Genomic DNA, 14,735 nt, shown 5'->3' with positions numbered 1-14,735 from the left:
AGGATTATATGTAAAACTAGGTTATTGATTATCATCTTGCACTAATAAAGTCTCATACACGGAGATGGGTTTGCCGTAGCTGGTGAATCCATCCAAGACTACTTCAAATTCCCCCGTAAGATCCGAAGTATAAAACTCGAACTGCAGGTCCTCATCGGAAATCTCTATCTGTGGTTCCCATAAGAGAATACGTCTATAGTCGGGAATATTAGCTTGGTCGATTTCTTCGGCTCCGTAACGTTGTTCAAAATAGCTTTTTTGCGGTATGGGCTTTTTTATGGGCACATTGATTCCATGGGCCGGTGAGTAGGTTTCAAAGTAATCGCCTTTCATGGTTTTGACGGACATAATTCCTTGATAATCTTTTCCCGCCATCACAAACTGGTCCGGAACCGTGCTGATGGATTCGATTTTACGGGCATCAAAGTCCTTTATTATTTCATGGTCGGGAATATACACCCCATCGAACAACACAATGGCCGGATAACTATTGGCCTCTTCGGTATACTTCTCAAAGTCCTGCGCAATCCGGATATAGTCACTGCCCTTACCATTGTTTCTATACCCAGCGTAATTAAAGACCTCCACCAAAGTTTCCTGAAAGGTGGGAAAACGTGTATAATCGTCCAAATAAATGGTGTTGGGCATTCCCCCGTCAAAGGGATCTACCGGGTCGCCCAAAAGAACGGAATCCGGCTTCACGGAAAAAAACTGGTTCTCCAATTGATTGTAAATACTGCGCTTTCTTATCGCTTCGGTGTAGGTGGGACTTAACCGAAAATCACCAAATGTGAGTCCCGAGGCATCCAAATGGGGCAAGGCTCCCAAAGATACCCGAACATCCTGCGTATGGTCCGTAGGCTGGATAATGGCCCTGTCCTGCTTATAGTCCTTTCTCAGATAGGTGTAAAAGTTTCCCTGTGCATCGGTAGTGGTGAATTTAAGTAAGAAACCCTCCCCGGGAACGGAAACCACCATTTTGGCATCGGGCAGAGGGTTGCCCTGTGGGTCGGTTACCTTACCGAACAAGAGTTCCCCCCGCTGCTCGGGCAGGAAAAGGCTATCGCCCACCTTCCTGTCCAACTCCCCTTTCACATCAAAATAGGAACGGGCATAGGATATGGCGTTTTCGGCAGGTTGCGTTTGGATATCGCCCTTTTTTTGCACCTTTAAGGTGTAGGTTCCATGACCCAGTTTGGCCTTGTAATTTTTGAGCTGCAAGGCCATCTTCCTTCGGGTGCCGACCCTCTTTGCTGCCAATTTGACCTGAATCATGGAGGAATCCACAGGTTGTGTTGCTTCAAAAGCTGTTTTTTCTTCCGCCAAGGATTCGGATAGCAGTCGGGATTGATCCTGCTGATAGGGATTGATGATCACCAGGTCATCCTTGAATACCTGTTCCATTCCATTGTTTTTCATCCATTGGGTATAACCGAGCAGTTTATAGTTTCCTGAGGGAACCTCGGTATTGACAAAGAAATCGCCGTGGGACATGCCCTTTTGCAACCGTACCTTTTGCTCCAGTACGTATTCCCCTTGTTGGTTGACCAAGGCCACATACCCTACAAAGCTGATATCACTGGCCCGATTGTTCTGTGCATTGAAACAATAAAAGGCGTAATACAGATACTCTCCCGTGAAGACCACGGGGCCCGTATGATGCAGATAGACCTTTTCTTGCGGCAGGCTTTTAAGGTTCTGCAATTCTTCCGCACTGCCAATGACATATTGGGCCCGTACCTGAAAGGCCAAGGATGCGATAACCCAAAAAAATATCCATTGTGTTTTCATAAGCTCTGCAATTATTCCACCCAAAAATCGGGTTCTACATTACTTCCCAAAAGCGTACAGTCGCCACATATCCGTGGAACCACCACATAATCGCTCGGACAGGACGCGAAGGGCACCAAGGCTTCATCATAGGTTGAAAAATAGCTGATGGTTCCCAGATCTACTCTTTCTATAATAGATAGCGGACAAGGATTGGGCCCCGGATTTTGACTGCAATACGAAGGATGTGACTCTGGTGGGGATTGATAGACACAATTGAACGGAAATTCCGGAAGCTCCTCCCCAGGGAAAAAATCTTCAAAATTAAAGAACAAACGTTGATCGGACACGCCAACGGCACTCACGTAGCCCAATACGTTTTCGTTGGCTCCGTCCTTTCGGAACACATTGGCATAAATGGCCCCGGGCTGCACCTGGGAAAATATATTTTCCGATTGTGAAAAGTTATTCAGATTGGAGTAAAAGGAAAAGGCATCTGCAGATTGTACCTGCTGCTGCACCAAAATACTGTAGCGTTCCGAAATAATGAAATTATCCTTGCCGATAAATCGAACCCTATGCTTGGATATGTTACCTCCTGGGTTGCCCGCTGTGCTCAATTGTAAGATGGAATTGGATGCAACGGTATTGTAGCACACCCTATTTTCCACTTCCTTGGGTACGACCGATAGATTATAAGTAGGACTGGGCAATGCACACGGGTCATAATCCGTCAACCTGAACTCGTTGGCGGACCAAAGAGGCGACACAATCTTATAGGTTTCTTCGTAAGCATATCTGTAAAACTGGGTATCTCCTTCTTGCGGTTCACTGTCCACATAAATGGCAATGCCCTCTTCCCCATTCTCATTGGTGGCCCTTTCGGCGTATAGATTGGTTAGTGTGGATTTTCCTGGCACGGCAATGGGGTCCGATGCATACTCGTTTCCATTTCGCGTAACAATCTCCAAGGTGTAGCTAGTCCCTAATTCCAAAGCAAAAGGTTGATCGGACTGGTACAGTCCTGCTTCACTTTCAAAAAAAGCATATTCCGTTCCATCATCGCCAAAAAGGCGAACCAAGGCTCCACTTTCAGTTTCCACAGCATCTCTAGGGCCCCTACCAAGGGGAATGTTTGGGTTGTAAACCGTATCCGTCTCCAAATCCAAGCGTTGGCTGCTCCTGCTCAAATAGACTTTTTGGTTGATGACCTCATCACTGAGGACTGCTTCTATGACCAGAGGAGGTGCCTCATCATCATTACCCAAGGTCTCGATCTCCAATTCGTCCACACAGGCACCCAACAGTACCAGGGTAACCCAACCCAATATGATTCGATATATGATCTTAGTGAAATTCATCAAAACTTGAAATTATAGGTTATCGAGGGGATGGGCATAGCAAAGATGGAGCTTTGCAAGGCCTTTACCTCTCCATTATCGGTCACAAAAAATACCGAATACGGATTGTTCCTGCCCAGCACATTGTACACCTGAATGGTGATAAAACTATGGGCCAACTTGTTCTTTTTATGGTTGCCCTCAATATTGATGCCCAGGTCCAAACGGTAGTAATCGGGTATCCTGAACGCATTCCTATCACTAAAAGCCACAAAGTCCGCATTGTTGAACCTAAAGGTTCCCACCGGATAGGTCACCGGGCGCCCGGTCTGATAGGCAAAGTTCATCGAAACGCTGTACCTCCGGGTAAACTTATAGTTGGCAATCACGCTCAGGTCGTGGGGCTTATCAAAATTGGACGGAAAAAACTCGCCGTCATTGATGCGCTCCTCAGGGGTACTGCCATCGAACCTATATTTGGAACGGGAGTAGGTATAACTGAGCCACCCATTGAAATCACCACGGTTTTTCCGCAACAGGAATTCGACACCGTAGGCTTTCCCCTGGCCTTGGAGCACCTCGGTCTCTACATTTTCGTTCAACAATAGGTCGGCCCCCGTTTTAAAGTCTAGCACGTCCTCCATGCGCTTGTAATATCCCTCCAGGCTGAGTTCATACATATTGTCGTTGAAGTTTTTGAAGAATCCCAAGGTGGCCTGAAATCCCCTTTGGGGCGCTATGTTCAGGTCCGATAGTTTCCATGTGTCGATGGGCGATACCGTAGTATTGTTGGACAGCGTATGTATAAATTGATAGGAATTGTTGAAGCTGGTCTTTACCGAGAAATCGTCCGTTATCAGGTACCGTGCTGAAAATCGTGCCTCTGGCCCACCATAGGTTTCAATGAACTCTCCTGAGCCGTAGGATATCGTGTCCTGAACGGTGGACCGGTTTCGTGGAGCACCATCTTGATAGGTATTTTGCGTTCCTTCGCCCAAGGCCGCATAAAAGGCATAGCGTACCCCGACATTGAATAGCAACCTGTCCGATGCCCTGAACTCGTCCCCAATAAATAGAGCGCCCTCCAAGGCCTGCTCCCTGTCTATGGAAACAGGGGCGATATTGGAATTCTCCCCTGTTGGCCTGACGTCTCCCGGCAGTGAGGAATAAAATTTTGCTGAAAGGCCGTAATCCAAGGTATGTGCATTGTTCAATCGGGTGTTCAATTTGTACCTGAGCTCGGATTCGTTGATGGTATAGTCCAGCTCAAAATTGCCGTTCCCTTCGCCTTCGTAGTCGATCCCGAAATTATAGCTGCTAAAGCTTCCTGTCAGTACCCCGGTGGTGTTCTGGTTGAGCTTGTGCGCCCAGCGCAGCGAGCCCAACCGGTTGCTGTAATTGTACAGGGAATCGGAAGTGATGCTGAAATTATCCCGGCTGTAGTAGGCCGTGCCCCTGATCTCGCTGTTCTCGTTGAACTTATGGTGGTATTTTATGATGCCGTCAAAGAACGAGGCTTCGCTATTGCTCAAGGACTCTTCGTCCAATGACCGCAATATCCAATCGGCATACACGCCCCTACCCCCTATTACCAGGGAAGAGACGTCCTTTTTCAATGGAATTTCCAGGGCAAGGTTTCCGGTCACGGGCCCAATGGATCCCTCCCCCGATATTTTTTCGGTGTTCCCATTTTTGGTCTCGATGTCCAACACGGAGGAGAGCCTTCCCCCGAATTCCATGGGCGCGGCGCCCTTGTAGATGTTCACCTTTTCGGTGGTGAACGGGTTGAGGGCTTGAAAAATGCCAAAAAAATGGGTGGGATTGTACAGCACCGCATCGTCCAGCAGTACCAAGTTCTGATCGGTCTTGCCCCCTCTTACGTTCAGTCCCGTCGCCCCTTCGCCGGCCGATGATATGCCGGGAAGTGCCTTGGCCACTTCCAGAATGTTTCTTTCCCCGAGCACCAAGGGAATGTCCTTGGCGTCTTCGGAGCTGATCTCCTCACTACCCGAAATGGCATCCTCCACATTGCTCACCGCATCGGCCTCCACCACCACCTCTTCCAACTGTTCCAAACTTTCCTGCAGCACGAAGTCCAAAGTACCATCGTTGTACATGATCACCTCGCGCTCCGAATCCTGGATTCCCATCGCACTGGTAGCGATTAAATTGTATCCCGCAGGAAGTTCCAATTCATAGGCCCCACGTTCGTCGGTCACGGCCACCCGTCCACCGCTCCTTATGGCAAGGTCCGGAATGGGCGTACCATTCTCAGCATTGTATACCCGACCGGATAATCGATAGCTAGATCTTAGATCTTGTTCGTCCGCACGCCCCACCCGGGCGACGGGCAATTGTCGCTTCCGCTGTACCACTTCATCCTGAAAAAAGGTCGGGGGCGGAAGGTTGCCCCGGGTCTCGGCGGTCTGGGACTGTAAAATGGTATCGCTCTGTTGATAGAAACTAAGGGGCAGTTCATCATAAATGATGGTATTTTGTAACAGGAACACCCGTTTTTCTTCTTCCAGGATGTAATAGTTCAATGAGGTATCCGATAAAACGGTATCCAAAATCTCGGATAGGGAAGCATCGGGGATGTTTTCCGGCAAGGCCAGACCATCCATCCATTCCTCAAGGTAGAAGAAGGTGTATCCCGATTTTTGCTGTAGTTCTTGGAAAAACCCATTTGGGTTTGCTGTATTCTGGGAAAACATCAATTGTACCATCAAGAAAATGGCAAACCAACTTCCCTTTTTGAACAAAGAGGACATTTTGATGCGAGGTCTCAAAGATTTATTGAATTAGGTTTGATGAATTTAAAAATAAATCAATAAGTTGTTTAATTTAGTTAATGAAAATTAGGTGATTACTTTAAAAAATTAAATTTTTACACGTTTTTACCCCTTTAATTTAAAAGTTTATCAAACACATCGATTAAATAAAGTACCAATCAACCCAACCTATGAAAACAATTCAACTCCACTACTTTTTACTTGTAAGCCTTTTGTTTGGTCTACAATCCTATTCACAAATTGAAAAAGCACCGACCAGGTCGGAAGGCGAAGGTCCTTGGTCACAACTGATCATTCGTGGTGTCACGGTAATCGATGGCACACTCTCGCCACCCATAGGCCCTGTGGATATTGTAGTGGAAAACAACCGTATTGCCTCCGTGGAAGTTGTGGGTTTTCCCGGAATGGCGATTGACCCAAAAGGCAGGCCCAAACTCAAAGAGGGCGGTAAAGAGCTTAATGCCGAAGGCATGTACCTGCTACCGGGGTTTGTGGATACCCATGCCCATATTGGCGGGAGTTCGCAAGGCACACCAGCGGAGTATGTTTTTAAACTTTGGATGGGACACGGTATCACGACCATTTGTGACCCAGGCTCCGGAAATGGCATTGATTGGGTACTTGACCAGAAAGAAAAGAGCAGAAAAAATGAGATTACAGCACCACGGATTGAGGCCTATACGTGGTTTGGAAACAGTTTGACAGGTGAGGGAAACAGAAGCGATATCACTACCCCCGAAGCTGCAAGGGAATGGGTTCGTGCCAATGCTAAAAAAGGAGCGGATGGTATCAAATTTGGGGGTGGCCTGCCGGAGGTCATGACCGCAGCTTTGGATGAAAACAAAAAATTGGGCCTACGTTCAAAAACGCATCATGCTCAATTGTATGTGGGTCGTTGGAACGTACTGAACAGTGCACGGGCCGGACTCACCTCCATGGAGCACTGGTACGGATTGCCCGAAGCCCTATTTACCGACAGGACCGTCCAAGACTATTCCTTGGATTACAATTACCAGAACGAGCAAGATCGCTTTGGGGAAGCGGGCCAATTGTGGGCGCAAGCGGCCCAACCCTATTCCGATAAGTGGAATGCCGTAATGGACGAATTGATTTCGCTAGATTTCTCCATTTCCCCAACCATGGTCATTTACGAAGCGAACCGTGACCTACAAAGGGCTAGGCGAGCGGAATGGCATGAGGAATATACCCTGCCTTCCCTTTGGGAATTTTATGCTCCAAGCAGACAATCCCATGGTTCTTACTGGCATTACTGGGGCACCGAACAAGAAATGGACTGGAAAGAAAATTACAGGCTTTGGATGACATTTTTAAACGAATACAAAAATCGGGGCGGACGTGTGACCGTAGGCACCGATGCCGGTTTCATCTACCAATTGTATGGTTTTGCCTACCCACGGGAAATGGAACTTTTGCGCGAGGCTGGTTTTCATCCGCTTGAAGTGATCAAGGCCGCTACCCTGAACGGTGCTGAGGCACTTGGATTGGAAGATGAGATCGGTACCATTAAAGTGGGAAAACTGGCGGATTTTGTCATTGTTGAAGAAAATCCCTTGGTCAACTTAAAAGCACTTTATGGTACTGGTGCCATTCAACTTCAGGAAGACAATACGGTGAAAAGGGTCGGAGGTGTAAAATACACCGTTAAAGACGGCATTATTTACGATGCCAAAAAACTTCTTGAGGATGTGAAGAAAATGGTAGAAAAGGCAAAGTCCGAATCTAACTATGAAATTGTACAGCCCGGTATGAAGCCCTAAGGTGAAATAACCCATCAACAAAGGCCGTAGTCAAGAAACTGCGGCTTTTTTATCTATTTTCCCAAAGAATCCAAAACCCGTTGGGACTCTCTTAGTTCCTGTTTGAGTCGTTCATTTTCCAAAATATATTGCTCTTGCAATTGGTTCATTTTTCGTTGAAACTCATCAGCAGGTACGTATTCCGGTTTTAGGAATGTCTCGTTGAAAATACTGATTACGGTAAACAAAAAACTGACAGCTACGGCGCCAATAAGGCCAAAGAGCATGAATTTCTCCCTTTTTAGGTCGGGATTATCTCGTTTTAGCAGCTTTTTTTCTGTTTTGGTTAGTTTTGGAGTACTGGACAGATGGCTTAAAAAGGTATCCCATTTTTCTTCCTCCTTGACATACAGATGCATAAAACCTCCTTCATCCAAAAAATCTTGAGTGGCTGGAGTGGACGCCAACATAAAAATGTCCGAGCCATTGCCCCCCATAACGTCCAGTAATTCCCGATCGTAGTCCTTGATGTCCTTGACCAGCTTCTGGGCATAGTCCAAGCTGTAGTTTGGCCGTAAAAATTCATCATAAAGGGTCTGGACCTCAAAATAATCATTTCGTTCCAGGGCATACTCCAAAAAACGGTCCTTCAGTTCAGCCTTAAAAAATTCACTCATCTTGTAGAATGGGTGGTTAACGGATTGGTTTTTGATTGTTTAGGCTACATATAAAGACTGGGGACGGCAATATAATCCAATTCAAGGTAAAGAATACATGAATTTTAGGTTTGTGTTTGGATGTGCGAGCTTTGAACGATTGAAAACCTTTGTTACACGATTTCTGCGCTCAAACCAGCCTGTAATAATTTACTGCACTTGGGTTTTAGAACGGCATATTCTCCAGTTTTTACGGTGCATTTTCCATTGTAATGCACTATCAGTGAACATTGTTCTGCCTGTTCGGGAGTGTGTTCACAAACATTGATAAGGGTTTCAATGACATGGTCAAAAGTGTTCACGTCATCGTTAAAAAGTACTATTTCGTGCTCTTTTGTGATTTCTTCTTGCAGAAGAACATCTTCCAACTCTTTTTCTTTAGTGCCCATAATCTATTGAAGTTTATGTCTTTCTAATTTACATATTTTGCCGCAACCCAGTTGTTCTTCTCCAAATTTTTTTCAAATTCCAAACCATACGCACCACATTTTGAGGAAATTGCATCCAAATCATCTAAATAAAAGCCACTTAAAAAAAGTGTTCCTCCCTTGTTAAGACAATCTGCATAGGTAGGGATATCCTCCAGCAGAATATTTCGGTTGATATTTGCCAAAATCACATCATACTTTTTGTCTTTAAGCAAACTACTATCTCCTTGAAATGCCTTGATTTCTGGACAATGGTTGCGTTCCACATTTTCTTGGGTATTCAAAAAGCACCATTCATCAATATCGATGGCCTCCACATCGACGGCACCGCTCTTTCTGGCCAAAATGGCCAGCACTCCGGTTCCACAACCCATGTCCAACACGGTTTTCCCCTCAAAATCATCGTCCAAAATATGCTGGAGCATCATGTGGGTGGTTTCGTGGTGCCCCGTGCCAAAGCTCATTTTCGGCTCTATGACAATATCATAATCTACGGCCTCTGGTTGATGAAAAGGTGCACGCACCATGCAGCGGTCCCCCACCAGGATGGGATGGAAATTCTTCTCCCACTCCGCATTCCAGTTTTGTTGCTCAATCTCCTTGCGGGTCCAGCTGATTTTTACATCTGGATTTTGGAACGCAAAAAGGCTCTCCAAGTTTTGATCTTGCCATTCCGATTTGAGCATATAGGCCAAAATTCCTGTTTCCGTTTCCACAAAACTTTCAAAACCCAACTCCCCTAACTCCGCAATCAAGATATCGGATGTGGGTTGGAGCGGGCTTATCTTAAAATCATATTCGAGGTAGACCAACGTTATCGTGATTTAAATGGCCTTGATAATATCCGTAAAATCCTTGGCCACCAACGAAGCGCCTCCAATGAGTCCACCATCGACATCCGGCTTGGAAAATATTTCCTTTGCATTCCCCGGTTTCACACTACCGCCATACAAAATGGAAACATCTTCGGCAATAGAGGCATTAAATCCATCGGCAATGGTTTTTCTGATGAAGGCATGCATTTCTTGGGCTTGCTCCGGGCTGGCGGTCTCCCCTGTACCAATGGCCCAAACGGGCTCGTAGGCAAGCACAATCTTGCTCCATGCACTGGCTTTAAGTTCGAACAACGCATTTTTTAATTGGCTTTCCACTACGGAAAAATGATTGCCGGATTTCCTGTCGTCCAATTCCTCCCCGAAGCAAAAAATGACCTTAAGTCCTTTTTCCACGGCTGTTTTTACTTTTTTGGCCAAAAGGGCATCATCCTCGCCAAAATAGGCACGCCTTTCGGAATGTCCTAGAATGACGATGTCCACGTCCAATCCCAACAACATATCGGCAGAGATTTCACCAGTGTAAGCGCCGCTTTCGGCAAAATGCATGTTTTGCGCAGCTACCTGAATCTTTGAATCCTGCAAAGCCTGTTTAGCGGCTTGAAGGTTCACAAAGGTCGGTGCTACAATTACATCGGCATCGGTATCGGGTAGTTTGGCGGAAAGCTCGGCCAATAGTTCCTCCGTTTGCTGAAGGTTCTTGTTCATTTTCCAGTTTCCTGCCACAATCTTTGTTCTCATGATATCTGTTATTATATTTTTCGTTTTCGTTTTGTCGTTTGATTAAAACTTAAGCTCATCAAAATCGTTGTAATGTACTTTTTGCTGGATGGTTCCTTTGTTGAGCACCAGAATAGCTGGATTGGAACGCACAATGGTCTTCAAGGTCGTCTCATCAGTAAAAAAGAATTTAAAGTTCAGACCATAGGTATCCACAATCCGATTGGCCATATCACTGCTTGAAGCGGACATACCTATCACCTTATATCCCTTTTGTTTGGCTTCTGAAGTCACTTTGGCAACTTCCCTAAAGGCATCCTCGTTGCTCTTTACCAAATCGTAAGCGATGACCATTACCAATTTTTCCACTTCCAAAACCCGCGAGGCATAATCCTTCCCTTCTTGCTCAATCGTAAAGTCGTGAATGGGCGGTTCATATCCTTTTTGGATTTCTGTAGTTTCCACATCGATAAATTCCCCATCTACAGAAGGGTAATCACCTTGGGTAACGTAAATCTGTTCTTCGCCATTCACTTTAAATCGCCAAGCATATTCGTACACCGGTTGTGGCGCATCTTCTGGAACGGACATTCCTTCTTGGATATTTGTCCCAATCTTGTATGGTCTAAAGTCCACGACCGGCAAATGCGCCAATACATGATTGGCAAACAAGATACAAGCCAACAACGCCACTCCTCCAATGGACCAGTTGACTTTTGAACCGAACAGCGGCGTAATGTACTTTCTACCGTAGAACAGTATCAGAATGAACACCAATAAAATGACATCCTTGGTGAAGGATTCCCATGGCGTTAGTTTGATGGCATCCCCAAAGCAACCGCAATCCGTCACTTTATTGAAATAGGCGGAATAGAAGGTGAGGAAGGTGAAGAAAATAATCATCAACAACAGACTCCAAACGGTAAACTTTGGTTTAAAACCAATCAGAAGCAAAACACCTAAAATAACCTCAACAATGACGACAAATATTGAAATTCCCAATGCCAAGGGCGTTAAAAATGGTAAATCCAGCACGCTCGGACTAAAGTATTCTTCCAGTTTGAATGAAAATCCCATAGGGTCGTTCAACTTGATGAGACCGCTGATAATGAACAGCACACCTACAATAATCCTTGATATCCAGACCAAATATTTCATATTTTTTTTCAATTAAAGCCAGATTACTCTACTGGACACGAATTTCACAAATTTGATTGACTATAGTTCTGAGTTTTAACTCTTCTAACATTCTTTGCAAAGTCTGTTATATCGAACTCTTGTCTTTGCCGATTATATATCAATTGGAATTTGCACCTAAATGTATGAGCGCAAAAACCGCATAGTTGACCATATCCTGATAATTGGCATCCACTCCCTCGCTTACCAGGGTCGCACCCTTATTGTTTTCAATCTGTTTTACACGGAGTAATTTTTGCAGAATCAAATCCGTAAGTGAACTGACCCGCATATCGCGCCATGCCTCCCCGTAATCGTGATTTTTGTCCTCCATCAATTTTTTGGTGATGGCCACCTGTTCGTCATACAAGGCAATGGCCTCTTCGGCGGTAAGGTCCGGCTGCTCCACCACTCCTTTTTGTATTTGAATCAGCGCCATGATGGCATAATTGATGATTCCAATAAATTCCGAACGCTCATCCTCATCCACTTTGCGCACATCATTCTGCTGAAGGCCTCGAATACGTTGTGCTTTAATAAAAATCTGGTCGGTAAGCGAGGGCAACCTCAGGATTCGCCATGCCGTGCCATAATCCTTTGCTTTTTTTGAAAACAATTCCCGGCAGGTTTGAATCACCGCGTCATATTGTTGGGAAGTCTGCTGCATGTATTGTTGCTAATTTGCGTAAATTTCGTCCGACTTGGTCGTAGCCAAGCCCATTTTGCCAAAGATAATGAAACCCAACAAAGCAGATATTTTTTATGACCATAAACTGCAAAGGTGAACTCGTAGATCTTAAAAGGCCCAAAGTAATGGGCATTCTTAACCTCACGCCCGATTCTTTTTTTGATGGTGGCAAGTACAAGGACGAAACTTCTATCCTCGATCAGGTAGAGTATATGCTAAATCACGGTGCCACCTTTATTGATATGGGAGCTTACAGTTCGCGACCAGGGGCCGAGCATGTTCCAGAAGATGAAGAACTGCAACGGATGATTCCCGTGATAGACCTTATCCTAAATAAATTTCCGGATATCCTGATTTCTGTGGACACCTTTCGAAGCAAGGTAGCTGCAGAGAGTATTGAACACGGGGCGGCCCTAATCAACGATATTTCGGCAGGGAATTTGGACAAAACGATGTTCGATACGGTAGCCAACTACCAAGTGCCGTATATTATGATGCATATGAAAGGGACACCCCAGTCCATGCAAAAACAAGCGACCTATTCGGATGTGATCAAGGATTTGAGAAGCTATTTTTCCGAAAAAATACGGGAAACGACCTCCAAAAAAATCAATGACATCATCATTGACCCTGGGTTTGGTTTTGCCAAGACTACCGAACAGAACTACACCTTGCTGAACCATTTGGATCTGTTCCAAACCTTTGGTTTGCCCATTTTAATTGGATTGAGCCGAAAATCTATGATTTACAAAGTCTTGGGATCGTCTCCACAGGAAGCACTTAACGGAACCACGGCACTGCACACTATAGCCCTTTTAAAAGGCGCGAACATAATTAGGGCCCATGATGTAAAAGAAGCCATGGAATGTGTTAAACTTGTAGAGGTCTTAAAAGAGAATGCGCTCTAATTTGAGGTTCTGCTATTTTTGCTAATTTTACAAAAACGCTGCCATTGGATTTTCTAAATTTTCTCGAGTTCAAGATTACGGATATCATCGATATTGTCCTCGTGGCCGCGCTTCTCTATTACATTTACAAACTGGTCAGGGGTACCGTTGCCATCAATATTTTCATAGGGATCGTGATTGTTTGGGCGCTTTGGAAACTTACCGAGCTGCTCCAAATGAAAATGATCAGCAGCATGGTAGGCGGTTTTATGAATATTGGCTTGATTGCCCTTATCATCGTTTTCCAACAGGAGATACGCAAGTTTTTGTTGATGATCGGCTCGACCAACTTTGCCTCCAAACGAAATATTTTCAAGCACTTTAAATTCTTGAAGCAGGAAGCCATTTCCACCAGTACGGATGTAGACGCCATTATCGGGGCCTGCGAACGCATGGCTACGTCCAAAACCGGCGCACTGATCGTAATTGAACGCAACAATTCCATGGACTTTGTAAAATCCACTGGGGATGCGATGGACATTAAAGTGACCCAGCCCATTCTAGAAAGCATTTTCTTTAAAAATAGTCCCTTGCACGACGGGGCCATTGTGATTCAGGATAACTCGATAACCGCGACCCGGGTCATATTGCCCGTGTCCAACGACCGGAATATTCCCCTCCGTTTTGGACTACGACACCGGGCGGCCGTGGGCATCACCGAAAAAACAGATGCGCTCTGCCTCGTAGTGAGCGAGGAAACGGGATCGATATCTTACATTAAAAATGGGGATTTTGTACCCTTTAAGGGACGGGAGGAATTGATCAAACGCATTAAAAAGGATTTGGAGCAATGACCTGCAAAAATTGTGACGCAAGATTGCGAACGGATTATTTGTATTGTCCCGCTTGTGGCGCAAAAGTGATACGCAACCGAATCACCATTAAAAATCTTTGGACAGATTTTTTAGAGCGTTATTTTAATCTGGATAACACCTTTATAAGGACTCTTGTTCATTTAACAACTAAACCAGAGGTGGTCATTGAGGGATATCTTCAAGGAATTCGCAGAAAATACCTTAACCCGATTAGTTATATGGGGATTGCGATTACACTTTCAGGACTTATCGTTTTTTTGATGGTCAAATCGGGTGATGCCATCAATTTCAATATGCTAAATAATGGTGTGACTACGAAGTATCAGGAAAAACTAATGGATTTTATTCTAGACTACCAAGCACTTATTTTTTTATTGTTTGTTCCGATGATGACTATAGCGGGTTGGTTATGTTTTGATCAAAAAAGGTACAATTTTGCCGAGCGGACCATTATTTTTATATACAGCCTCGGACATTACAGCGTAATTATATTTCTTCCATCCATCCTTCTTTTATTGTTCATCCCAGAACAATATGTCAACTTCTCGTTGGTTGCCATGCTATTCATGATGGTTTACACCACCTATGTCATTGTACGGATTTCGAAATCCAGAGGAATAGCACTTTTTGGGAGATTGTTGCTTTTTTATTTTATTCTGCTTGTTCTTTACCTCGGTTTTTCAATTTTCCTTCCTCTACTCCTGCTTTTGATTGGCGAGCTAAAAGTTGAAGATTTCTTGCCTCCACAGTAAA

General features: G+C 44.9%; 13 protein-coding genes. 4 read left to right on the top strand and 9 right to left on the bottom strand.

The window, feature by feature from the left end; genetic code table 11:
* Positions 1-21: 21 nt before the first annotated feature.
* Genes EO130_RS09640 through EO130_RS09630 form a run of 3 tightly spaced genes read right to left on the bottom strand, consistent with a single transcriptional unit; the run spans position 22 to position 5,899 of the window.
* Complete coding sequence (locus EO130_RS09640) at positions 22-1,791, bottom strand: carboxypeptidase-like regulatory domain-containing protein (RefSeq protein WP_127141307.1); 1,770 nt, start codon at positions 1,789-1,791, stop codon at positions 22-24.
* An 11-nt stretch (positions 1,792-1,802) separates the two neighbouring features.
* Positions 1,803-3,131, bottom strand: coding sequence for a DUF4249 domain-containing protein (locus EO130_RS09635; protein WP_127141306.1), 1,329 nt, complete (start codon positions 3,129-3,131; stop codon positions 1,803-1,805).
* Positions 3,131-5,899: a TonB-dependent receptor gene (locus EO130_RS09630; RefSeq protein ID WP_241244333.1), complete on the bottom strand. Its 2,769-nt coding sequence runs from the start codon at positions 5,897-5,899 to the stop codon at positions 3,131-3,133. Before EO130_RS09630 ends, EO130_RS09635 begins: the two co-directional genes overlap by 1 nt.
* Before the next feature lie 173 nt (positions 5,900-6,072).
* Here EO130_RS09630 and EO130_RS09625 point away from each other — a divergent pair, with 173 nt between their 5' ends.
* Positions 6,073-7,680: an amidohydrolase family protein gene (locus EO130_RS09625; RefSeq protein ID WP_127141305.1), complete on the top strand. Its 1,608-nt coding sequence runs from the start codon at positions 6,073-6,075 to the stop codon at positions 7,678-7,680.
* Between the two features lie 53 nt (positions 7,681-7,733).
* Here EO130_RS09625 and EO130_RS09620 read toward each other — a convergent pair whose 3' ends face one another.
* From EO130_RS09620 to EO130_RS09595, 6 genes are all read right to left on the bottom strand, one after another.
* On the bottom strand, positions 7,734-8,336 hold the full coding sequence (locus EO130_RS09620; protein WP_127141304.1) for a hypothetical protein: 603 nt from the start codon (positions 8,334-8,336) through the stop codon (positions 7,734-7,736).
* A 152-nt stretch (positions 8,337-8,488) separates the two neighbouring features.
* Positions 8,489-8,764, bottom strand: a complete 276-nt coding sequence (locus EO130_RS09615) for an ATP-dependent Clp protease adaptor ClpS (protein ID WP_127141303.1) — start codon at positions 8,762-8,764, stop codon at positions 8,489-8,491.
* A 23-nt stretch (positions 8,765-8,787) separates the two neighbouring features.
* Positions 8,788-9,621: a 50S ribosomal protein L11 methyltransferase gene (prmA, locus tag EO130_RS09610; RefSeq protein ID WP_127141302.1), complete on the bottom strand. Its 834-nt coding sequence runs from the start codon at positions 9,619-9,621 to the stop codon at positions 8,788-8,790.
* A 6-nt stretch (positions 9,622-9,627) separates the two neighbouring features.
* The gene (gene tpiA / locus EO130_RS09605; RefSeq protein ID WP_127141301.1) at positions 9,628-10,377 is read right to left on the bottom strand and encodes a triose-phosphate isomerase; all 750 of its coding nucleotides are present in this window, start codon (positions 10,375-10,377) and stop codon (positions 9,628-9,630) included.
* Positions 10,378-10,419: 42 nt separating this feature from the next.
* On the bottom strand, positions 10,420-11,514 hold the full coding sequence (locus EO130_RS09600; protein WP_127141300.1) for a BT_3928 family protein: 1,095 nt from the start codon (positions 11,512-11,514) through the stop codon (positions 10,420-10,422).
* A 139-nt stretch (positions 11,515-11,653) separates the two neighbouring features.
* Positions 11,654-12,199 carry a DUF1599 domain-containing protein gene (locus EO130_RS09595; RefSeq protein ID WP_127141299.1) on the bottom strand — a complete coding sequence of 182 codons (546 nt, stop codon included), beginning with the start codon at positions 12,197-12,199 and terminating at the stop codon, positions 11,654-11,656.
* A gap of 95 nt (positions 12,200-12,294) precedes the next feature.
* Between EO130_RS09595 and folP the strand changes: the two genes are divergently transcribed.
* Genes folP through EO130_RS09580 form a run of 3 tightly spaced genes read left to right on the top strand, consistent with a single transcriptional unit; the run spans position 12,295 to position 14,734 of the window.
* Positions 12,295-13,128 carry a dihydropteroate synthase gene (folP, locus tag EO130_RS09590; RefSeq protein WP_127141298.1) on the top strand — a complete coding sequence of 278 codons (834 nt, stop codon included), beginning with the start codon at positions 12,295-12,297 and terminating at the stop codon, positions 13,126-13,128.
* Between the two features lie 44 nt (positions 13,129-13,172).
* Positions 13,173-13,961, top strand: coding sequence for a diadenylate cyclase CdaA (cdaA, locus tag EO130_RS09585; RefSeq protein ID WP_127141297.1), 789 nt, complete (start codon positions 13,173-13,175; stop codon positions 13,959-13,961).
* Positions 13,958-14,734, top strand: a complete 777-nt coding sequence (locus EO130_RS09580; protein ID WP_127141296.1) for a DUF3667 domain-containing protein — start codon at positions 13,958-13,960, stop codon at positions 14,732-14,734. The genes cdaA and EO130_RS09580 overlap by 4 nt, the downstream gene beginning before the upstream one ends.
* Position 14,735: the final 1 nt, after the last annotated feature.

The organism is Flagellimonas marinaquae, assembly GCF_003992675.1.
In the GTDB taxonomy this organism is placed as follows: Bacteria; Bacteroidota; Bacteroidia; order Flavobacteriales; family Flavobacteriaceae; genus Flagellimonas; species Flagellimonas marinaquae.
Note: the sequence above shows the minus strand (reverse complement) of the source record. Positions and strands in the feature narration are given on the sequence as shown.